Consider the following 21109-nt stretch of genomic DNA (forward strand, 5'->3'; position numbering starts at 1 on the left):
GGAAAAAAAAACGCAAGGAGCAGCAGGTAACAAATATCGGCTCCACGGTGCTCAATTTTTTCGCATTTATCGACGAACTCATACCTGGCCTGAACCTGCTCGGCCCCAATGGAAATATCCAAGCAGAGAAAAAATTTGTTCAAATAAGACCTACCGGCGGTGGGAAAGCCATCACACGAACGTTCTGGGTTCACGAAGCTCTAACGCGGCGCAGGGCTCCTCGACGGCGCCAGCCTATCTCAACATCTGCCGTCAATCGACTGTTCGAAGCCAACACAACTCTCGATGCGTCGCCATTTGTTACGCGCCGGCGTTACATCATGCTCCGACTCCTAGAAATCACCGGCGGCCGTCGAATGGAAGTCTCATTGGTGACGCTCGCGGACTTGGAGGAAGCAGGAAAAACGGGCGAACTTAAGATTTATACTGTCAAGCAAAGCCGTGATGACGTCTTCCGCTATGTCCCGGTCACGCAAGCTGACCTGAAAGACATTCTCTCTTTCGTTAAGCATTACCGCCAGCGAGTCATACGCCGCACCGTCGGAGTGACAAACGACCACGGTTTCCTGTTTGTCTCCGAGACAAACGGCAAACATCTCGAAATTGACACGCTTGGGAGTGAGTTCTCCGTACTTCGCAAGGCAGCTGGCATCGACGACGAAGAGGCGTGCATGCATGCGTTTCGCCATCGATTCACCACAAACATCTTCAGGGACTTAATCAGGACGCACCGATACCAAAGCGTGAGCGACCTCCGCCGCGCACTCCTTTCGACCGAAACGCTAAAAATGAAGGTTATGGAGTGGACTGGCCACAAGAGTCTCGAGGCTCTTGACCACTACATCCATCTCGCGTTCGAAACTGAGACAGAGTTCAAGGAGACACTTAACTTGCTTCATGCGAAGAAAGTCGTCCAGTCCCTGCAGCAGATACTTGTGGACTATGGCGCGCAATTTCGTGAGCCAAAGCCGAAGGTCAACTCGTTCATTTCGCTGGCTGAGGTCGTCGAGGCCGCGGCCTCAGAACTCAATGAGCTTTTGAGCCCGTCCGAGTCCTGAAAAATCGTTTGCTGCGGGCGCAATCTGCCGCACATGTAAAAGCAAAACGACAATCAGCATTTCAACTTTGCTGCTCACCCTGCCCCCGACGGTTTTCCCAGCGCGACCCTACGCCGCAAAGCAGCATTGTCGCGCATACGGGAAAAGTCGTCAGGCGGCTGCACCGAGGTCGCCGGTGCCCGGATTCAGTCTTCGAGCTGCTCGCGCAGCGCGCTGAGGTGAGCGGACAACGCATCTGCGCGGCCTTGGTCTTGATAGACGCGACTGTACGGCGAGGAGGGTTCCTCTCGAATTCGACCGACTATGGCGTTTTGGCGGCTATGCCCAACCGTGATGTAAGGTGCGAGTTCGGCTGCGTCAAACATCTCTCGCCGTTTTACGCGCTCCCTGCCGCTCTTGCCCGAATCAGACAAATAGTGCATCGCGGTCTCGATTTGGGAATGCGCGAGCCGCTCCGCGATTAACTTGTTTACCATTGGCAACGCCTCACCGACGCGCCATCCAGTCCGCATACACATTTCGACGGCGAGCGCAGCTTGAAAACGCCTAACCTGAGTCTTCGTCAATACATCGGTCTCTCGACTCGTCATCGCTATCTCCTGTCCGTAAGCGTGAAAACGAAAGCTGCGTCAATTGAACGCCGCTGAGAACAGCATAGGAGATAACGCGCCGAATCGCACGCACACAAAGGCTGAGAGGCCGCGGCCGGCCAACTATCCCGCGGAAAAACCCGAGCCGAGAGACAGGATGCGAACTTATGTCGTCCACGTCCTCACTCGCAATCAATCATGCCCTATTTCCTGAAATAGTTTGCCTACCGAACGCGACGCGCAGCGAAGAAGCGAACCTAGCCGAACAGGCGGCCGCGAAACATATCTACTCGTCGCGACTCGGCCAATGGCAATAGCTGCACTTCTTCGACTGCGAACGGTGGCATCACGTCAACGTCGTTGGTTATTCGGCTACCGGCTAACTCGTCGTGCAGGACGAACTGCTCAACGGCCGAGAGCGTCCAGTGCGGGTCGGCAGCGAGCTCCAACTTCTGGGTCACGCCTTCGCGCAGCTCGGCGAAGCGTTCGCTTTCCTCGCCTCGGGCATCGACGCAGCTGACCCAAAACCTCGGCTGGCGAGGTGAATCATAGAGCTTGCGCCCACCTTCGCGGTTAAAATCTGTTCAGCCAAAATGAATGAAATGCAACTAAGATATGCGTTCGCAAACTCGCTTCACGTGTACGCTTGATGACAATAACTATAGGAACAAGATGCGTAACAATGCACTTTACTTCCCCTATATGTCCGTCCCAAATTCGACATGGACATTGCGAACGCTGCTGTATTGGGACAAGCTTTCAGCCATCGTCCCAATTGAGTATGCGCATCGACCTGAAGAGCTCGATGCGTTCATGCGACAACTGCTCGACGTTGAATTGGTAGAGACGGTTATCCCAGCACAGCATCTGTGGAAGGTTGAGCAGTTTGCTCCTGGCTTCGTGAAGCTTCTAGAACCCAAGCTTAAGACACAACTTTACTCGCCCGAGAAGTTGAAGCTGCGACCGCGCGTACGTATCCATATCGAGAAGCTCGAGGGCATCGCCGATTTTCTTTTGAATTGCGGCGCTGCTGGGCGCGTCGACTACTCGTGGTACATGGTTGAAACTTCCATCGCGCGTCTGTTCATGGCCTATCTAACAGTATGTCTAGGCGCGCTTGACGAGGTCGACGCGGCACCCGTGACAAACAGGTGGGAATACGCATCCCTTTTTGAGCTGGGGTCAACAGTACGTCGTTTGAAGAAGCCAGAACATGAAAATGCAAGGCACGAAATTCTCGAATGTCTCTTGCCAGTGCCTGAAGGGAAAGTGACGCTCGCTGACATTGTGAAGTTCAAGCAAAAGCACGGTGACCTGCTCCCGGCGCTGCGTAGAATGATTGAAGTACGCTGAGCCGAAATCGCGTTGCTGGCCGACCCGGAGGACCGTGCAGACGCCATCAACGATTTCACTTGCCAGTCCAAGCTAAAGGTTGAAGAACTCAGCGACGCGATGCAGTTCAGCTGGAAAAAGCTGAAGTACGGTGCACTGTTTCCGCTTGTCGGAAGCGGAATACAGTGGGCGACCCCGACAGACAGCAAGCTTGTGTGGGCAGGAAACGCTCTAAGCTTCGTTGGCGCGGCGCACGCGGCTCTCACGGCAATCGGTGGGCTAAACGAGACCCAGCGAAAACAGCCGCTTGCATACATCGCACACGCGCGCCGATTGGCTGTGTGGGGCCACTGACATCCCCCCTTATTACTCGTTCATGTGGCCGGGCCGCGCAGCTTCGCCACTTGGTCTGAATATAGGACCGTGGTGTTCCATAAATCAGCCAAGCGACTCGAAAGCGGTCGAGAAATAGCTTGGATACCTCTGAAGCACCTCTTCAAAGCTCTCACGCTGTGTCTTAATGGCTGGCCCAACATAATCAAGTTGATAGCCATTGAGTACCAGTGTATCGCGCAATTCTTGTGCAATCACGCGGTCCGGAAACCCTGACTCATAGCAGGCAATCGCGAGATTGTCCGGCAAACCGTACTTGAATGCTTTCAGGAAAAGGTTCAACGGCTTAGCAAGCGGATTCTGAAAGGTACTCTCACCGAAGAGAAACTGCGCCACCGCTGAGAGTAGCAGCGAACATTCAAACGCAAGCGTCTTTTCGAGGAAATCAAGGACATCATCGTCCGATAGTCTTCGCCTCTTTTTTTCTCCCCAAGGTCTAGTACCCTTCGCATCAACGACGTGCTTCAAGATTGAATGATAGGGTTTTCCGTCAAGCCACATTGCTGCGATTTCATGCCCTAGCCCGCTGGGGGCGACGGTGTGAAAAAAGAGACTATCGGACAGTTCGCTTATCAACGGCCAAATAGCATTCAGCCAATCGGATGAGCTTTCGAGCACATACAGTTCCTCCGCATGCTGGCTCACCCAATCTGCTATTTTGCGTGCGTCCCTTGCACTTAAAAGCGTCTTCGCAAAAGCCGCTTGCCTCGCAGGCTCTGGCTCCAAAGAATTTACATATGCTGACAACTGCGCAAACAGCTCAACGATTCCGGCTTTCTTGACTTCATCACCAAGGTGAAATGCCAAGGTTGACTTCGCCAGCTCTTCCACGCGCAACAAGAACTCTTGGTACGAATCTTCCCCACGATTCGCCATGAGGTAACTTTCCACCGCATCCAGCAATTTGCGCCGGTTACGCAGGTCCTCCAATACCATGTCATGGTCAAACGGATTCTTTCCCGGCAACGCCGCCAAGAAAGCTGCTGCCTGCTCCCAATTAGCTTCATCACCGAGCAGTAACCTACAGACGTCTGCTGCCGAGATTTCGTAGGTATGCGTTCCATTTCTGCTTTTGAAGGGAGCAAGGATTTGCAGCAGCGAGCTCGTCGTGTCCTCCGACTTCTCGGCCGTAAGAAGGTCCTTTGAGTGGTCGAATCGCCATCCCTCAGTGAACGAGTTCCGCTTATCGTACAGCTGTGGGTCAGCAAATATCACAAGCCCTTCTGTGTGCATACCTGCACGTCCCGCCCGGCCCATAAGATTCTGAAAATCACGGACTTTCACGCGCTCGGTCGATTGTTGAACCCCTGCGACAATCAAATATCGGATTGGCAAGTTAACGCCTTGCGCGAGTGTGGAAGTACATGCAATGAATCGAATGTATCCACGCTGCATCGCATGTTCAATCGCGAGCCTTAGCCCGTGAGGCGTGTTGCCGTGATGCACGAACACTCCAAGGCCCGCTGCGGTATAAAGAGATGAGGCAACGCCGAAATGGTCCGCGACCAGATTTTGCAGTCGAGACAGCTCTTCTGGGTCAGAGTAAGCCGCTGGAGGCGTTAATGCTAAGCCTCGACGATAAACCTCAGCAGCACGCTCGGCAAACTTTGCTGCGGTGGCCTTTTTCCCACAGAAGACGGCTACGGAACCTTGGGGTGCCAGTCGAATTCCGAGATAAAGTGAGATGTCGTTGGAGTCACCCTTTTCCGGAAAATTTCGGGGCTTCTCCCGCTTCGAGACTGTGAGGGAACTCTGCTCGATGACCCGAGGTACGAAATAATCGTATTGTGTGTAGCTAGGCGACTCGTAGAACAAAAGCTGTCCCATCGTTTCAACCCAACTGGCGAACGCGATTGACCGGGTCGTCGGAGTAAGCCGTTGGCCTGATACGACAATTGAATCTTCTCCAATCAACCAATCTCCAATCGCTTTCGCATTGTTGACGACTGCCGATATAAGCAGCGTCTGCGAGTTTGTCGATATGAGCTTCTTGATTTCAGTCAGGAGAAGTTCATAGGTAATGCCTCTGCTGCCAGAATCGAATTGATGTCCCTCGTCGTAGACGACTACACCGATGTCGTCGACCAGTTTCGGCGTTTGCCGCAGGACGTACAGTAACTTCTCCGGCGTGAGTACGAGCACAAAGCGCGCTTCGGATGCGCCGCTGCCAAGCAGCTCCGCTATCTGGTCGAGAAAGTCCAACTGAATGGCGTCGGATAGCTCGTTCACTTTAATGCCGTCGGGCTTAAACGCCTGCCGCAGGGTTGTGCCAATCTCATGGCAGAGCGCCTTAAATGGGGCAACCACAACAGCGATTCTGGCGCGGCCTGAGAGGAACGCGCTGCGCAGCACGATTTCCACGGAGCGCGTTTTTCCCGCGCTCGTGGGCATCTGAACCACACCGGAAGCGCCTTTGAATATTCCGCGCTCCCCTAAAAGCGTCTGAGCTGGCCAGAGCTCCTTTGGGAAGCTCTGCCGTTGTAGTATCTGTATCCATTGTCCCGTCGTCAGGCCGGTGAACGACGGAAGGGTCGTCCAGACAGAAGCCGCGAGGCGTAACCTCACAACCGCGGCAAATAGGTCAACGAGCAGCAGCTCATGCGCAGTCGCTGACTCGTAGGCCTGCCGTCGCAGTTTGACCAGGCTATGCTCCAACTCGTCGCGACTTGACCCTTCATTGAAGTGAAGGAATAGAAGCATAGCTATGGTATTCAGCTCGCTTCCCAACGACCGATGTTCGACGGTTGGATAGAGGTCCCATGGACCCTGTAACACCCAGCGCAACATGCGCGAGAGCGGGTCATCGTCCAGCTCTCCGTCAAGGGAGCGCGCGAGCACCAGACTGCTCCCTGGACGCCGAGCGATGTAGTAGGCCGCGGACGCGAGGAGCAGGATGTCGCCCCGAATAGAATCGGAATACTTCGACTCGAGCAGCGCGTCTAGGTAGCTGGCCGAAAAATCGAGGTCGTCAAAACCCGAACCTTGAGCGTCGACGACGGGAGCGGCGCTCTCGCATACTTCGGCTGCGACGTCGCCCAGAGTGCCAACTGTGAGTAGGATGAGTTGGTTGGGGTCCGTCCGCTCAGGCAGTGCGAGATGCATCGATTCTGGCAAACCGAACTCGTACATCTTGCCCTTAGAGCGCGTGATACCGAACAGCCTGCGACTATTAGTTTCCGGCTTCATTCGCAGCCCGTTCGTATAACGATGTTACGAGCGTCATCAGGTCAATACCCTTAATGACGAGGAGCTCGAGATTTGCAGCGTTTTGGTGATTTTTGATTGTAGTTGAAGCTAGCCCGGCAGGGTCATATGAGGCGCCCGATAGCATCGTCGCGGCACCCGAACGATATAGATAGGGTCGGTCCGCTATCGATTGAAAGCGCTGTACGACGAGCGCCTTTTCTTTTTTCTTCGCTCGTAAAAGACGTCGCTTGGTCGCATTGAGCGACTCCGCTCTCCGGAGATAGTCCTTTGACGAGTCGTCTACGGCAACCTGTAATCTGTCAACGTACTTATTCCCTGAAAGCAGAGCTTTGACTTCGAATGCAAGCATAGAATCGTCAGGCGCCGGATTGGATGGGTCTGGACAAATAAAGCCGAGTATGTCCACGCCTTTAACCGATTCGTTTCGCACAGCTTTATCTGCGTACTTATCTTGGGGAACCCAGTATCCAAGAACATGCTCAACGTAGTCAGATACAAGCAATTCTGCAAAATCGCCTGCACGAATGCTTGGACCTGGCGGTGAACTGACATCGGGGAAAGCAAACTGAAGAAGGTAGTCTGCACGCGACACTCCCAGGCCGTCTCTGAGTTCGTCAATTTCTTCATCGAGACAATAGCGTTGCCGGAAGGACCTTGCCCAGGCAGATAGGACATTCCCGTCGGTTGGAGCCGTAAGCTCCAATACCTGGATTTTTTCGCTTTCATTGGTTACAACCGTTGCCCCCGTGGACTTTAAGCATGCAATCCAAGGGCACAGAGACTTGTTCGTCATCCCAGCTTTTTGTGAATTATCGAGACTGCCGGCTGAGACAGCTGCCGCCGGAGGGAATTGTTTCATAACTCAGCCTTCAAAACCTTGGCATTTTCAGCCGCTCAAACCGGATACGCGACGGAATTGTCAACCGCGAAAATTATAGGAAAAGGCCATCTGTAGCCCGTCTGCACATGCGATTTGAATATGAAAATGTTTTTGACGAGATTCTGTCTTGCATCACGATGTTCCGCTACCGATGTATCGACGGCGAGCAAGACGTGGCGCGGGCCGAGAATCCCCAATCTATTGCGCCATTCTAGTGCACGCGGGCTCGAACCCAAACAACCTGCCGCCCCAAGCGCCTCAGCTAGGTCTGAGCGAATGAAGGCAAGGTTCTCGAGGCGCGTGAGCCGAGTAACGAGTTCCGGATAGTGTTGGGCGAATACCCGCGGTTTGAGGCGGAGTTCCGACGTCATTGCGGAAGTCTTGCTTCGAGCTGATGGGAAGTGTGAAGGGGGTAGGCTGTTGGCACCGTTTCAGCGTTCAGACGGGACGCCGTGCTGTTCATCACGATTGAAGACGAATCCGGTCAGACGAACATCATCCTCCGACCCGCGCTGCTGGAGAAGTATCGACGCGAAGCTCTCGGCGCATCGTTGTTGGCCGTGTACGTCGTTTGGCAGGTCGAAGGCAAGGTGAGGCACATCGCGGCGCAGCATCTGGTCAACCGCGCCGACCCTTTCGGCGGCTTGCACGTCGAATCGTACGACTTCCACTAGCTCCTATGCGAATCCCTTTATGTACCGATAATCCCAAATCAATTTACCGTCTCTATAAAAGAGAAATCTGGTATAACCGAGCGCTTATGTGATTTACGCTTTATACCAACGCATCGAATCCACCACAAAACGTTTTTGCGGGCTAACGCAAAGCTGAGCGGCGACATCGAGAGGCCAAACCTGTGTGGCATGACAACGAAACTACCGTTGACTATCTAAATTTCGGCATCGTAGCGGATGCTTGCGCGAAGTTGCTCCAACAAGCTCGCGGCGAGCCGATTTCTGTCGGGATTTCCGGTGGATGGGGCGCCGGCAAAAGCTCGCTCGTAAAGATGGTCGGACAACGTCTCGAAGGGTTCAACGAGCCCGGCGAGAACAGCTACGTTTTTGTCACGTTCAATCCTTGGCTTTATCAAGACTTCGATAGCGCTCGCAGCGCTCTTTTGCAGTTAGTTGGCGACAAAATTCTCGAAGAAGCCAGCGAGCGAGAAGGGCTGCGCGACAAAGCGCTACGCCTTCTGAAACGCATAAACGTGCTTCGTCTCGTACAACTGGGTGGTGAAGCCGCCGCTACCTATTTCACCGGTGTTCCTGTTGGGATGATTGGCCGAGCCATGAAGAAATTCGGCCTGCTCGATAGCGATAAAAAAGACGACGAGGATAAGAAGGACGACGACAAGGACGATGGACTTCTCAAAAAAGCGGAGCCACTTTCACTGCCGAACGAGATACATGAGTTTCGTGTGGCGCTCGAAGCCTTATTGGAGGAGCTAAAAATCACTTTGGTCGTCTTCGTGGACGACCTTGACCGATGCTTGCCCAAGACCGCTATTTCCACGCTCGAATCCATCCGGCTGCTACTCTTTATCAAGCGGAGCGCGTTCGTTATTGCAGCCGACAACGATTTCATCAAGGGTGCAGTCCGCATTCATTTTGCTGGCACGGAAATCAAGGACGAGGTAGCGACGAACTACTTCGACAAGTTGATTCAGGTTCCACTGCATGTTCCGCGGCTCGGCGTGAACGAAGCAAAAGCATATATCGCGCTCTTGCTGTTGCAGAGAGCATGTCAGGACGGCCAGCTCGAGGACGAGAAATTCGCAGCCGCCCAGGTCGCTATGTCCAAAAGGCTGAGAGAAGCATGGCGTGGGGATTCCGTCACACTGGACTTTTTAGAGGCGCAGGCTGCCGGTAGCTTGGACATGGTCGAGCTGATGCGGCTTGCCGACGGGTTAGCGCCATTGCTGACGAGGTCCGGCGCAGTCGACGGAAACCCTCGCCTGATGAAGCGATTTCTCAACACGGTTTTCCTTCGCTCCAGCTTGGCTGAGCCGCAAGGCATCAGGCTTGACCTTCAGGCCCTCGCAAAATGGCATCTCGTCGAACGTTGCGCCCCAACGCTTGCGACAGCGCTCGCAAACCTTGTGACGTCAGAGCATGACGGCCGCGTGGACGCCTTGCGACTTGCTGAAGAAGCTAATGAAAAGGGAGAGCCGCTGGACGAACTTTTCATTTCCGACGACGCGTTCGTATCCCAATGGCTCGGGCTTGCGCCACCCTTGGGTGAAGTTGACCTCCGCCCTCTTCTTCACCTCAGTCGCGACACGGCAACCCGTGACTTTGGGGTGGACGATTTGACAGCGGGTGGCCGTGATTTGCGTGACGCGCTTGTCGCGGCTACAGCGCAAAATGTTCAACTTACCTCCGCAATCACCACGGCCGGTCCGGTACAAGCTGGACTGGCAATGTCGCGTGCGTGGGTGCTCAAGGCACCGAAGCGCTCGTGGAAAAAGCGTGAGGACGTGTTGATGCTCATCGAGACCTGCAAAGTGTTCCCGCAGCATGCTGCAAAGGCCAAGGAGTTACTGTTCTCCGCTCCCGTCAGCCAAATCGGTGTTGGCATCATTCCCGAACTGCAAGCACAACAATGGGCGAAGGACGTACTAGATAGGTGGTCAGCCGACCCCGCCTTCGACAAGCAGGCTAGACGTGCAATCGAGAACCAAGAAAAGAGGAATAAATAATGGGGACCTCAACTTCGAGCAAAGGTGGCGGCCCACGCTCGCCATTTGACCCGGAATGGCTCGAGGGGCCCGCCGCAGGTGGCGGTAACGGCGACATCGATGGCGGAGACAACGACGACAACAACGACGGTGGAGACGGCGCGGATGAAGGAGACCTCGGCGCAGACGACGATGGTCAGGTGGTAGACAACGGCGCTAACGCGCCGGGAGACCCGCCGCCTTCTCTGCTCAACCCGGCGAGACGCCTCGCCGGGGCTCGCAACGCCTTGGCAGGTGCGTTGCGAGGGGGTGGCCGAGACCAAATCAAGTCGGCTGCAAGGCGCATGGTTGGTCGGGGGATGGGTGGCCCAGCCCGCGCGGCAAGAACCATGCGTGCAACTGCGCAGGGCGCGGGGGCGTTGGGTCAATTCCTTACCCAAGCACGTGATGGGACAAATCCAAGAGTCGTAGATTGGGTCGCGCGCGTTCGCGCTGCAAATCTCTCTGCCAACGACCTCATCTTGGAAGTGGTGCGAGAGGTCATACCCAACTCTGGAAGCGTCGACGAAGAGTCGCTTCGCAACGCGGCGACGGAAACTCTCTCGATGCTGTACGAGACGTCTCCCGACGTGGACGTCTTTGGTCTCACCGACCAGCAAATCGCAGACGTCATCGGCTTCACCGTCGCCAACGACATCTGCAACCGAATGGACCTGCTGCTCGGTCAAACCTACGAAAAGCTGAAGTACACGCCCCAGCAAGTGCAAATGCAACGGAACGATGTCCGTGAATACGTCCATGGGCTCGTCCGAGTAGAACTCGACAAATTGGGACCACGGCCGGTAGACACCCATGGACTTGCGCGCGACGTCCTGTCGGCAACTTTGGAGGTATTCGGGGAATGAAAATCTTATGCACCGGTCCGGATAGCCTCCCGGAGAATCTTGAACCTGGCGAACAGGCCTTTTCGCTCTTCCGTTCGAGTAGGCGAGCGGACGTCGGAAACATCGCCAACAAATGGAAGAGATTGCTGAAACGTAGAGGCTTTGCCCCTGATGCAGCGACGTGGGATTTCGTTCAGTTTAGTCTCGCTGTTTGCGCGGCGGACTTAGCTTGCCTTCGAGAGACAAGTGCAGATGGTTGGACTCGAGTCATCGACCTCACGGTGGGCCTGCACGAGCCGATGCGGTGGGTCGGCCTCGAAGAGCACTTGGAAAAGATGCTCAAGCTGCTGACGGGCGACTATTGGAAACTTCACTTCATCGACGGCGGCGAAGCACCGCCTGCGGGCAAGGTCGCAGCCGTTCCACACGATTGCGTATGCCTTCTCTCGGGAGGCCTGGACAGTCTGGTCGGTGGAATTGACCTTGTGTCGCAACGTCGCCGACCCGTATTCGTCTCCCAACTCGCTCATGACGATTCCGCCCGGCAAATCTCGTACGCTCGACGACTAGGCGGCCCCGACGCACATTGGCAATGGAGCCACGGCATCAATTTTTCGGGCCAACGCGAACCATCAACCCGTGCTCGGTCACTCGCTTTCTATGCGTTCGCCGTACTTGCTGCGTCTCGAGTGGAAGGAGAGCGAGTTCAGGTGTACGTGCCGGAGAACGGCTTCATCTGTATCAACCCGCCCCTGGTACCGGGCCGCGTATCGAGCTTGAGCACGAAGACGACACACCCTCAATTCATCTCGATGATGCAAGAGCTGCTGGATGAAATCGGCATCAGCATCGCCCTTGAACTACCCTATCGATTCAAAACGAAAGGACAGATGCTCCGAGAGTGCCTCAATCAGGAACTGCTCGAGGAACTGGCGAGCGACACGACAAGCTGCGGTCGATTCCGAACCTATAATCGACAACACTGCGGGCGATGCGTCCCGTGCATGATTCGAAAAGGCGCGTTTCATGTTTGGGGCGCCGGGAAAGATGAAACGGTCTACAGGCACGAATCACTTTTGGTGGCAGAGAAATCTAGCGGCCCCGATGACGCCATGGCAGCAGCGCTTGCGGTCCTCACCGTCGAGGAGCGAGGGCTCGACCGATTCCTCGGCGCTACGCTTGGATTCGCCCCAACGGCCGACCGAGAATCGTATCGGGACACCATGAGACGCGGCCTTTCTGAGGTCGAAGCAATTCTCCGTCGAGACGGCGTCCTCTGATGGATTTCCATTGCCACTTAGACCTCTATCCGGGCGCGAGAGCCGTCACCGATGAGGCGTCACGTCGTAACGAGTTCACGTGGCTCGTGACGACAAGCCCGCGCGCCTATGAAGCCACATCAAAGGTCCTTGGTCACGTTCCGCGCGTGCTTATCACCCCAGGTCTGCATCCGGAACTGGTCGAGCAGCGCGCGGGGGAGCTTCCGCAGCTGCTCAAGCAGATGGAGCAAGCTATGGCCATCGGCGAAGTGGGAATGGATGGCTCATATCGCTTCAAGTCGAGTTTGCCGACCCAAAGGACTGTGTTCGAAGCCGTCGTAACTCAGAGCAAAGAACTCGGTGGTAGGACCCTTAGTATTCACTCGAGAGGGGCCGTAAAGGAGGTGTTGTCCATCCTCCTGAAGAACCCCAAATTCGGCACCGCCGTTCTTCATTGGTTCAGTGGAACCCTGACCGAGATGGAAGTCGCCCACAAGATGGGGTGCTGGTTCAGCTTGGGCCCGGCTTCGTTTGCGAGCGCCGCCGGTCGAGCTCTCGCAGCTAGACTTCCCCGCGACAGAGTCGTTCCCGAAAGTGATGGGCCTTTCGCGTGCGAAGGCGGCGCCCCGATTCAGCCATGGAGCATGGCGCGGACTGCACAACTGCTGGCCGCGAGTTGGGGCTGCTCTGAATCGGACGCGCTGCAGACTCTAACTGAAAACGGCGGGATTTTGCTTGAGGTAATGGGGTGGCCGAGCGCTCGGTGAACGCCCGCCGTCGGCACGCTGGCCTCTTGCTCGGCTAACCCCAGTGATGAGCGCGATGCCAACTTGGACCCGACAGTTATGTTTCGCATTTGAGAATGTTCCACCTTGTGGCAGCTCACTCAGATGGTCGATGCGCCTCCGACGGCTTGCCCACGCGCAGCGTCATGGCAACGAACACCGCGGAGACTGCTGCAAGCGCGAGGATGAAAAAGAAGATAGCTGCGCCGACCTTGTGCGTGTCGAGCTGCACAACGAAGTCGCCGCACGCGTGAATTAGCGCAGCGCTCCCCACGAGATAGAGTTTGCGCGGACGTGTTGGTCGCACGCCCCGTTGCTTCTCTTTCATGCTGTATCACCGTCCCGCCGTGTGGCGCCAATTGAAGGTGATACGGATTCTTTTACATGCAGACCGAAATCCCGATAGACGCCTGCCTTAGCCTGCCTTGTCCTGTACAACGATGCTCAGGCCTGCCATATCTCGCTTTCTCATGATGCGCAGGCGTTCCGCCAAAGCTTTTCTTGTCAACCGCTGCTTGGTACCCTTCGCATCTGTCCAAAGGAGCGCGCCACCGTCGTCCACACCGTTGAATGGCCCGTCCTCTTCGATGGCGATTTCTCGCAGGGGTGTGAAAACTACGTTGGTGTCATAGCTTCCCTTTTTTTCTACAACCGCTTTAATCACTGGTGTTAGCAGGTCCCCACGAGTTGCCATCGTATGCCGCGTCACGCGCGACGGAGCTGTGGGCTCAGCACGGCCGGCCTGCTCCGGTAGCGTTGAGTTGTTCGCCACCCTTTCGCAAGCTTGATTGGCTGGCTGGCTAACATTGACAACTTGTTGAGAGACCGCACTAACGTTTGCCTCGACGTGCGGTGCAGCAAAACGGAACGTAATGCGTGGTTCGTGGTTTTCAAGCCATGTGTTTAGGTCATTCCAATACGCTTCTTCGTAGAACGTCCTAACCGGCCTGTCGTTCATATATTCATACCGTGCTCGCTCGCCTGGAGCGTGCATCGGAAGGTCACCTCGCCGTGCAGCGTTGGAGAGCTTTTCGATTAGTGCTTCGGAGCGTTCACCAGTCGCGGCAATCGCTGTCCCAGCATCAATCAATGTGTATCGCCCCAAAGCGCGGCGTTCAGCTGCTTGGCGGGTGTTGTCGGCGGTGGGAAACCGCCATTAAACGGCGGCGAGAATGCGCTTTTATGGGAGCGACTGGGGTCGCTCCCAGTGCCAGCATTTCGTCCCTTCGCGGCGTCAAGGATTCGCTGCGCCAAGCTGCGCTTGCCCTTGACCCCGCTGCGAGACTTTTCGCCAGCGCGATGCTCAAAAATCGTTCCCGGAAAACACCCGCCGCCGTTTAGCGGCGGATTTAGACCGCCGTTTACAGCGGGCGAGCTGCTCGGTGAGCTCGGCGGTGTTTGCCATCGTTCGGGATGCACTTTGGCGTTGCGAACTGCTCATCAATGCCCAGTCTGCGGGTGTCAGGTCAATGGTCGACAATGCACGAGTATCGGGGGCAACTTCTGGAACAACAATTTCTGGCTTAACCGAGATGTTGGCGCGTCCTTCAGAATTGCGCGTCTGTCCTTGAGAATCTTGCCATCGCAGGTCATAGCGCTCGAGATACCGCTTTACATCATCTCGGCGGATGAAACCCACCGTGGTGTCTATGGTCGAAATGCCTTCCGCGGTTACCAGCGCGAATTCACCATTACTAACGCTCTGTGCTATTTGGGCCTTGTGCGCTGTCGATACGTCACACCATCTAGCCTGCGCCTTTTGCATCTCGGCACTCTCGCAAAAATCTCCGCCCAGCGACCATGCTGGGCGGTTGGTTGCCTGTTCGAAGACTTCGCGCCACTCGGCGAATTGGGCGCGCGAACATCGCGTTGGGGGATTCCCACATACCGAACGCAAAATTTGCCAATCGGCACCAGACAACGGTTCGCGCTTCGATTGAATTACAGCCGGAGTTTGCTTTATTACCTCGACCTTGAAGACCATCGTCAGGCGTTCATCGTCGGGTATCGAGACAATCGAAAACGCAATATGGTCCGCTAGCCAGTCACATGAAATCAGCGGTCTACTGGGAATCACGACTACACCCGAGCCCAGCGCGGCCTTCATCTCGCCGCGCTCCCTATTGGACACCTCCCCTTCGAGGCTTCGCAGCCTGGCAACATCGAAGCCCCTCGCCTGACACCATCGAACGAAATCAAGAGGACGAATTTTCGTTGGCGGATTGACCTGGCTCCGCCAGATGCCCAGCACGCGCCTGGCTTCGTGAAACGGGTCCTGACTGCCAGAAAGGAAACAATTGTCGAGGCCCATTGCTCCTTTTTCTGGAATCTCAGCGCAAAGCTGGCCATCGACAATGGGAGCTTGGATGCCACAAACGAGCATCGCGGCTGCAGCCGCTGTCCAAGTGTCATATTGGAGATATTTGGTCAACGTCGTCTGCTTCAGCAATTCCGGACTAAAGCCAGTTCCGGCAAATAGAGGGGCTGGTTGCCGACGAGCCCAAAGCGTTGGCTCTGTTTCCGTCTCGGGATAGGCCAAAGCGGACACTGGCAGCGATTCATAGCGAAGCCGTCCTGCGGTCACGTCTATTCTCATGAACGTCAAAGTGTCGTACAGATTAAGTTCGCCGTCGTATACCGCACACAGCAGCTGATGGTCGTAGCGGACCATCACGAGGTCACGAAGCCGCTCCACTGAATTCGTCGGCGTGGCGAAGTCGTGGGCTGCTCTGAGCTGTGTTCGCGCGTCTTCTTGGTCGACGTCGCTCGGAACTAGATTCCACGAAATCGTGTGCGAAAGAATTTCGTAAGAGATGAAATGATGGGCGGCATCATAGTCGTCACCCTGGTCAGACTTGCCGAACAATTCCTCAAAAGAAATGGGAATTTTTGTCGAAATTTCCCACGATTCCGGTTCACCCACGTTGAACATCGCGCCGTTCGCGTATTCAACTACAGCCCGGTAGCGGTACTTGTATTTATCAGCATCCATGTGCGCCCTTCGTGCGCAAGACTTCACTAATAAGAGCCGCCGATGCAACAGAGGCGGAAGCAGAAAATTCAGACCGTTTGCAGAAGTACGGCGCGGACACCGGCTGGCCAGCCCCTGTAGAGGGTTGGCTGGAGCCGAATCCGGCCAATGGTGACGCTTGCCGCGCAAATTGCAACACAGTCTTCGGTCGACGGCATTCGCGGTCACGCAGCCAGTCGATGCTCGTAGTACGGTCGCTCTTTGTCATCGAGAATCGCGTACGACGCAGCGAGGTCGGATGCGTCCGGGTTCAGCCACGCGTCGATGTTCTCCGGTCTTATGGGAATGATGCATCGGTCATGGCCAGCTGCCGCAACCTCGGGAGGCGGCTCGTCGGTTACAGCTGCAAACGACAACAAATCAGGTTCACCCGGCGCCGACCATCGAGACCAAAGACAGGCGACCAACATCAGTTGACCATCGCTTGGCCGAAATTCAAGGACGACATTTTCGGCTCGTTCATGCGTTTCTGACCGGGTCCCCTCCATCTTGGCCTTGCTGACATTCTCGTAAAAAACGTCGACAAGCATCACGCCATGGGTGTACCCAAAACATGGCTTCCAGAAACCCTCGAGATTGTCGCGACGGGCGTTGTAGGTTGAACATGCACTGATAGCAGGTGTTGCGTAACAACATGACGACCAAACGCAGCTATACGAACGTGTACATAACTACCGTTGCGTTTGAATGCTCACCTCCGCACCACCTTACGAACACGTCCTTATCGACGACCAGAAAATTCCCCGTTATTGGGCCACCGTTTGGACAATGTTCCACGGTGCGGGCCTGGCGCCCTCCACACTGAAAAGAAAGCTTGGACATATTGAGGCGCTGTACGCTCATGTCGACCAGCTTGGCGGCTCGCTTGATGACGCACTGCACGTGGTTGATTTCGACAGACTAGGGAATGCTCTCGAAGCCTTTTTCGCGCAACTTCGTAACGTGCCGGTTCCGACCGAATCCGCGCAATCGCGCTGGAATACCGCGTTCCATTTTGTGCGTGACATCTGTGAACGATTGGAACGCGACCCGGCGGCCGGGAACAAGATGGAGGAGGTCCGCGCGCGTATGGCCCAACTGGACAGACTTTACCTTGGCCTTCGTCCGTTCCGCAAGCGCCTTGGCACCAAGCTGCGAGCCCTACCTCGGAATGTGGTTGCTGCGCTGCTTGACGCAGCGACCCCCGGTTCGGAAAACAACCCCTTTTACAGCACTGATACTCAGTGGCGAGTATATGTCCTTATATGTCTGTTGCTCTATCAAGGTCTTCGACGCGACGAGTGTTTGCTCTTACCGGCCAACTTCTTGAAGTCCGAGGTTGATTTACGGACGGGCGCCAGGCGCTGGTACATGAGTGTGCGCAGTAATGAGACGGAAGACGACCCCCGAGGAACCCGTCCGAGCATCAAAACTGCCAATGCCATCCGGACTATTCCTGTCGCACATGAAACCGCGCAGGCGCTGCTGGCCTACGGTGAGAATTATCGGGGTAATGTCGACCACGGGTTCTATCTGAGTAGCTCTCGCGGGACTCCGCTGTCGCTTGAGGGCGTCAACCTGGCGTTGCGCAGGCTGACTGAAGTGCTTCCGCCGACCATTCGGGAACAGTTGCTTGAACGCACGGGGGCGCGGTGGCTGACTCCACATCCATTGAGGCATACGTGCGCCGTGGTTCGAACTGCGCAGCTGCTGAAATCCGGCAAAACTCCTGAACAAACCATGATGCATCTGCGGAGTTTCTTTGGTTGGGCGAAAAAGTCGTTGATGCCACTCCTATATGCAAAGGCTGCTTTGGATGAAAGTCTCAACGATTCTTGGAACGACGGGTTTGACGCTCGCGTGTCTGTGCTGCGGAGCCTTCCAGAATGAGCGCAAATTCGGTTGTATCCCATCAAAGCGCTGTTGTTTTCCTGCAGGCCATTGCAGCACTCCCACCTTTGCCCAGAGTTATTGTGTGCGAGGACGATTTTGGAGAGCGAAATTGGTCCATTAGGCCGGACGACACCGAGGAATATGTCGCGATTTTTTCCGACGGCCAGAAGCTCAAGATTCACCTGCTGAAATTCGACCTACGCATCCGGCCTTTAATTCGATATTTCACTATTTATTCGCTGATGAGCAAGTCAGCGAGGTACGTTTTAAGCGAGGTATCTGCACTTAGTACCATTCCGGCGGAAACCATAGAAGCCATTGCGACTGCTATGCCGGCCGACTTGCGTTTAGCGTGGCCAGCCTGCATTGAAGACCTGCCGTACTATGTCCAAATGGCCTTGAAGTCGCTTGTCTTTTTCATGTGTAACGTCGGATTCGCAGGTTGGTCGCCGCTATATCGGGACTTCGCTCGGCGCGCGCTCGTGGCGACGCAAAGAAAAGACAACTATGCAGTCGTTCGCTCTGGAGATGCATTTCTCTCAGTGCATGAAGAGGCGAGTCTAGTTCGCTGGATTGACGAGACGGTCCTTAGCGCGACGACACTTGCGTTAAAGGAACTTGAGCTCGCCTGTCTCGTGGTCTGCTCTTACCAGTTTGGCATGCGGCCCAGACAACTCGGCATCCTCCGCTTCCGGGATGTCTCGACGAGACAAAGCGCGGAGGATGCCAGCTTTATGGTCCATATCGATTTCAGGATGTTGAAGCAACGAGATACGACCTTAGGAAAGCTATCGTTAATTCGGAAGGTCAAGCGCGAGTGGGCACCTCTCTTCGTGCAACTCCTGAACGCAAAAGCCGACGCAGCGCCGGGGTCTTTTCTATTCGGATTCAGTAGCCGACAACAGCTTAGTTTGGCTCTCGGAGCAAAATTCGACGAAATATTGCCTGTAAAAGGACGAAGAGCCTACGACATGCGACATTCGCTTGCGCAACGACTGGTTGACTCTGGCGCAAGTCAGGAAGAGCTTGCTGCCGCGCTTGGCCATACGGACATGAAAACCGGTCTCGTGTACTTTCGCGCATCGGCCAACCAAGCCGAACTGGTGAACAAGGCCTTGGGAATATCAGAAACCTTCCAGACCGTGGCGCGTATTGCCAAGGACCGGTTCATCTCGTTCACCGACTTGGCGGCTCTCAAAGGTGACCAACAGATAGGTGGAATGCCACATGGCATCCCTATCGCGGGCATTGGCGGCTGCACGACCGGACAATCTGCCTGCCCATTCAACCCGGTAACCGCCTGCTACGGTTGCGGAAAGTTCATGCCAGTACGCGATGCGCATCTGCACGAGCAGGTCTTGCAGGACTTACGCAGTGTTGTCCATCTCTACAAAGATGCAGACAAAGGGCAGGCGAACTCGCCAGCCTATTTGCAATTGCAACGGACCATAGACGAAGTGCAACAAGTCATTTCGCAATTAGAAGACGATGACCATGCCAAATAACATCAGCATGACGACGCGAATGAAACTGACTGACATCCCAGAGCGTAACAGGCGTTTCGATTTGCTTGTGCGCGAAGCTCGTGCGCTGGCAGAGCGCTCAGGTATCGATTGGGGAATCAAGCTAGATGCGGCCGGCGTGGCGCTTTCAGGCCAGGGTTGGGACCTACGTAAGCTTGCCAAAGATGGACGTCCGCGTCCGTTGAAGCTGCAGGTCTTTAGCCAGTCAAAAGCCGCCCTTTGCGAACTGTCGGAAGCAGGACTCCGTCAGGGTCGTATTGAAATCACAGGGCCAGTTTCCGAAGCATGGCAGGACATCATCAAGGCTCATACGCTTGAGCACATCGTAGTCCGCAAGAAAAGTCCCGCATATACCCAACAGTCCTCGAATGCTTGGCGCTTTCTTGCAACGGTGGCTAACAAGGAGCCGTGGCTGGTGACGGCAGACGACATCGTTCTCGCCTGTGAGCTATCGAACCGATGCCAGCCTTCCGGCGGCCGGACGACTGTGTTGGTGTCGCTCATTAGCACGTTCGTGGACCCATTGCACTTGTTCGACACATGCCCATTGAAACCATTGGTTTCACGCGCAATCAATCAAGACAAGAAGCGCTCAGACTTCGACGTTGCTGCGAAAACCTCATCCCGCGAACTAGCTGACCGGAAAAACGAGAAGCGCTTGCCCGAACAGCGTGCATTTTGGGAGCTGGTCCGCATCGTTTTCACCGAAAGGCCGCTAAGTTTCAATGATGCATTGCGATTCGCCATGGTCAAAATATTGCTGTTTACTGGACTTCGATTAGGTGAAGTCGCTCTATTGCCTCTCGACTGCCAGCGAACGCGAGCTTACTTCGACGCAAATGGACGCAACCCAGAAGATGTTGGTGGAATCTCGAATTCGCTTTCCCTTCGCCATTTTGCAGAAAAGCAAGGTACTACTGCGCTCTATGAAACCACTCAGTTCGTACCAGAAATTTTCAGGGATGCACTCGAAGACACCCTCAATCACGTGGCCGAGTTGACGGCTCCACTTCGGGCGACACTGAAAGCCCAGTACGAGTCCGGGCGCATCTTTCCAATGTACAAAAAGGAAGAGCTGGTCGATGTTGCTGAGATGTACACCCGAGTGACAGGATGTGCAGTCTGGGTAAGAAAGCCGACGGCGGAGATTCAAGAAGTCCTTCGACGCTATAAACAGCACTGGGACGTCAAGGAACTGGAACCGCTCGGAAAATTGCAGAGCGAGCTCACCATGGTCTCTGCTGCCGTAGGCGCATTCTACAACCAGGATGCACGTCGCGCCGGTCTTCTAGTTCGCGACTCGTCGGGTACGCGCGACGACACCCTAGGGCTTCGGGGAAAGGTGGTTCTCGTCGATGACGTTGAACGTTTCATGCTCAATCGACTGCCTAACCGAGGCTCCCACCTAACGCCAATCGCGCGCGCGAATGGCGAATCGCTCGCACCATGGGAACTGCTTTTCCTGTTCCCCAAAGAAATTGGAGGGCACCGCGATAGGCTTCCAGTCGACCCGAGATTTTTGGCGGGCGTGGACATCGCGGACCAGGCGTTTCTGCAGTCTGCTCTGGGAGGGTCGGAAAGAGAGGAATCGCTTCTCCATTTATGGAAAGACTGAAGA

18 protein-coding genes and 1 pseudogene are annotated in these 21109 nt (G+C 55.3%); 11 read left to right on the forward strand and 8 right to left on the reverse strand.

Features of this window, described 5'->3' with window-relative positions:
- On the forward strand, positions 1–1058 hold a 1058-nt coding region (locus tag P0D89_RS07530; RefSeq protein WP_408376334.1), incomplete at its 5' end, for a tyrosine-type recombinase/integrase.
- A gap of 185 nt (positions 1059–1243) precedes the next feature.
- Here P0D89_RS07530 and P0D89_RS07535 read toward each other — a convergent pair.
- Both P0D89_RS07535 and P0D89_RS07540 read right to left on the reverse strand, forming a co-directional pair.
- Positions 1244–1648, reverse strand: a complete 405-nt coding sequence (locus tag P0D89_RS07535) for a hypothetical protein (protein ID WP_408376335.1) — start codon at positions 1646–1648, stop codon at positions 1244–1246.
- Positions 1649–1905: 257 nt separating this feature from the next.
- On the reverse strand, positions 1906–2109 hold the full coding sequence (locus tag P0D89_RS07540; protein WP_408376336.1) for a hypothetical protein: 204 nt from the start codon (positions 2107–2109) through the stop codon (positions 1906–1908).
- Positions 2110–2320: 211 nt separating this feature from the next.
- Between P0D89_RS07540 and P0D89_RS07545 the strand changes: the two genes are divergently transcribed.
- Positions 2321–3001 (forward strand): hypothetical protein, encoded by a 681-nt coding sequence (locus tag P0D89_RS07545; protein WP_408376337.1) that lies wholly within the window; start codon positions 2321–2323, stop codon positions 2999–3001.
- Between the two features lie 12 nt (positions 3002–3013).
- Positions 3014–3334, forward strand: a complete 321-nt coding sequence (locus P0D89_RS07550; protein ID WP_408376338.1) for a hypothetical protein — start codon at positions 3014–3016, stop codon at positions 3332–3334.
- Positions 3335–3418: 84 nt separating this feature from the next.
- Here P0D89_RS07550 and P0D89_RS07555 read toward each other — a convergent pair whose 3' ends face one another.
- Positions 3419–6559 (reverse strand): DEAD/DEAH box helicase, encoded by a 3141-nt coding sequence (locus tag P0D89_RS07555; RefSeq protein WP_408376339.1) that lies wholly within the window; start codon positions 6557–6559, stop codon positions 3419–3421.
- Entirely contained in the window at positions 6543–7439 is an 897-nt protein-coding gene (locus tag P0D89_RS07560) for a Hachiman antiphage defense system protein HamA (RefSeq protein WP_408376340.1), read from the reverse strand. Before P0D89_RS07560 ends, P0D89_RS07555 begins: the two co-directional genes overlap by 17 nt.
- A 473-nt stretch (positions 7440–7912) precedes the next feature.
- Between P0D89_RS07560 and P0D89_RS07565 the strand changes: the two genes are divergently transcribed.
- The 5 genes from P0D89_RS07565 (at position 7913) to qatD (ending at position 13047) form a co-directional block, all read left to right on the forward strand.
- Entirely contained in the window at positions 7913–8134 is a 222-nt protein-coding gene (locus tag P0D89_RS07565) for a hypothetical protein (protein WP_408376341.1), read from the forward strand.
- A 182-nt stretch (positions 8135–8316) separates the two neighbouring features.
- Positions 8317–10158 carry a KAP family P-loop NTPase fold protein gene (locus P0D89_RS07570; protein ID WP_408376342.1) on the forward strand — a complete coding sequence of 614 codons (1842 nt, stop codon included), beginning with the start codon at positions 8317–8319 and terminating at the stop codon, positions 10156–10158.
- On the forward strand, positions 10158–11042 hold the full coding sequence (locus P0D89_RS07575; protein ID WP_408376343.1) for a Qat anti-phage system associated protein QatB: 885 nt from the start codon (positions 10158–10160) through the stop codon (positions 11040–11042). Before P0D89_RS07570 ends, P0D89_RS07575 begins: the two co-directional genes overlap by 1 nt.
- 122 nt (positions 11043–11164) lie before the next feature.
- The gene (gene qatC, locus P0D89_RS07580; RefSeq protein WP_408376411.1) at positions 11165–12301 is read left to right on the forward strand and encodes a Qat anti-phage system QueC-like protein QatC; all 1137 of its coding nucleotides are present in this window, start codon (positions 11165–11167) and stop codon (positions 12299–12301) included.
- Positions 12301–13047: a Qat anti-phage system TatD family nuclease QatD gene (qatD, locus tag P0D89_RS07585; protein ID WP_408376344.1), complete on the forward strand. Its 747-nt coding sequence runs from the start codon at positions 12301–12303 to the stop codon at positions 13045–13047. Before qatC ends, qatD begins: the two co-directional genes overlap by 1 nt.
- A gap of 115 nt (positions 13048–13162) precedes the next feature.
- Here qatD and P0D89_RS07590 read toward each other — a convergent pair whose 3' ends face one another.
- From P0D89_RS07590 to P0D89_RS07605, 4 genes and pseudogenes are all read right to left on the reverse strand, one after another.
- Complete coding sequence (locus tag P0D89_RS07590; protein ID WP_408376345.1) at positions 13163–13393, reverse strand: hypothetical protein; 231 nt, start codon at positions 13391–13393, stop codon at positions 13163–13165.
- Positions 13394–13480: 87 nt separating this feature from the next.
- Positions 13481–14023: a hypothetical protein gene (locus P0D89_RS07595; RefSeq protein ID WP_408376346.1), complete on the reverse strand. Its 543-nt coding sequence runs from the start codon at positions 14021–14023 to the stop codon at positions 13481–13483.
- A gap of 345 nt (positions 14024–14368) precedes the next feature.
- On the reverse strand, positions 14369–16057 hold the full coding sequence (locus tag P0D89_RS07600) for a hypothetical protein (protein ID WP_408376347.1): 1689 nt from the start codon (positions 16055–16057) through the stop codon (positions 14369–14371).
- A 203-nt stretch (positions 16058–16260) separates the two neighbouring features.
- Positions 16261–16695: pseudogene (locus tag P0D89_RS07605) on the reverse strand (SOS response-associated peptidase family protein); the annotation flags it as partial.
- Between the two features lie 88 nt (positions 16696–16783).
- On the opposite strand from P0D89_RS07605, the gene P0D89_RS07610 reads away from it, so the two are divergent.
- Genes P0D89_RS07610 through P0D89_RS07620 form a run of 3 tightly spaced genes read left to right on the forward strand, consistent with a single transcriptional unit; the run spans position 16784 to position 21106 of the window.
- Positions 16784–17965, forward strand: coding sequence for a site-specific integrase (locus P0D89_RS07610; RefSeq protein WP_408376348.1), 1182 nt, complete (start codon positions 16784–16786; stop codon positions 17963–17965).
- Positions 17962–19473, forward strand: a complete 1512-nt coding sequence (locus P0D89_RS07615) for a site-specific integrase (RefSeq protein ID WP_408376349.1) — start codon at positions 17962–17964, stop codon at positions 19471–19473. Before P0D89_RS07610 ends, P0D89_RS07615 begins: the two co-directional genes overlap by 4 nt.
- The gene (locus P0D89_RS07620; protein ID WP_408376350.1) at positions 19463–21106 is read left to right on the forward strand and encodes a hypothetical protein; all 1644 of its coding nucleotides are present in this window, start codon (positions 19463–19465) and stop codon (positions 21104–21106) included. Before P0D89_RS07615 ends, P0D89_RS07620 begins: the two co-directional genes overlap by 11 nt.
- Positions 21107–21109: the final 3 nt, after the last annotated feature.

This window comes from Paraburkholderia sp. RL18-085-BIA-A (genome assembly GCF_046027075.1).
Classification (GTDB): Bacteria; Pseudomonadota; Gammaproteobacteria; order Burkholderiales; family Burkholderiaceae; genus Paraburkholderia.

What these genes read in the sequence shown, in the direction of transcription:
- P0D89_RS07535 (WP_408376335.1), bottom strand. Translation starts at nt 1,648, where the DNA reads ATGACGAGTCGAGAGACCGATGTATTGACGAAGACTCAGGTTAGGCGT.
- P0D89_RS07545 (WP_408376337.1), top strand. Translation starts at nt 2,321, where the DNA reads ATGCGTAACAATGCACTTTACTTCCCCTATATGTCCGTCCCAAATTCG.
- P0D89_RS07555 (WP_408376339.1), bottom strand. Translation starts at nt 6,559, where the DNA reads ATGAAGCCGGAAACTAATAGTCGCAGGCTGTTCGGTATCACGCGCTCT.
- P0D89_RS07560 (WP_408376340.1), bottom strand. Translation starts at nt 7,439, where the DNA reads ATGAAACAATTCCCTCCGGCGGCAGCTGTCTCAGCCGGCAGTCTCGAT.
- P0D89_RS07575 (WP_408376343.1), top strand. Translation starts at nt 10,158, where the DNA reads ATGGGGACCTCAACTTCGAGCAAAGGTGGCGGCCCACGCTCGCCATTT.
- qatD (WP_408376344.1), top strand. Translation starts at nt 12,301, where the DNA reads ATGGATTTCCATTGCCACTTAGACCTCTATCCGGGCGCGAGAGCCGTC.
- P0D89_RS07590 (WP_408376345.1), bottom strand. Translation starts at nt 13,393, where the DNA reads ATGAAAGAGAAGCAACGGGGCGTGCGACCAACACGTCCGCGCAAACTC.
- P0D89_RS07595 (WP_408376346.1), bottom strand. Translation starts at nt 14,023, where the DNA reads ATGAACGACAGGCCGGTTAGGACGTTCTACGAAGAAGCGTATTGGAAT.
- P0D89_RS07600 (WP_408376347.1), bottom strand. Translation starts at nt 16,057, where the DNA reads ATGGATGCTGATAAATACAAGTACCGCTACCGGGCTGTAGTTGAATAC.
- P0D89_RS07610 (WP_408376348.1), top strand. Translation starts at nt 16,784, where the DNA reads ATGCTCACCTCCGCACCACCTTACGAACACGTCCTTATCGACGACCAG.
- P0D89_RS07615 (WP_408376349.1), top strand. Translation starts at nt 17,962, where the DNA reads ATGAGCGCAAATTCGGTTGTATCCCATCAAAGCGCTGTTGTTTTCCTG.
- P0D89_RS07620 (WP_408376350.1), top strand. Translation starts at nt 19,463, where the DNA reads ATGCCAAATAACATCAGCATGACGACGCGAATGAAACTGACTGACATC.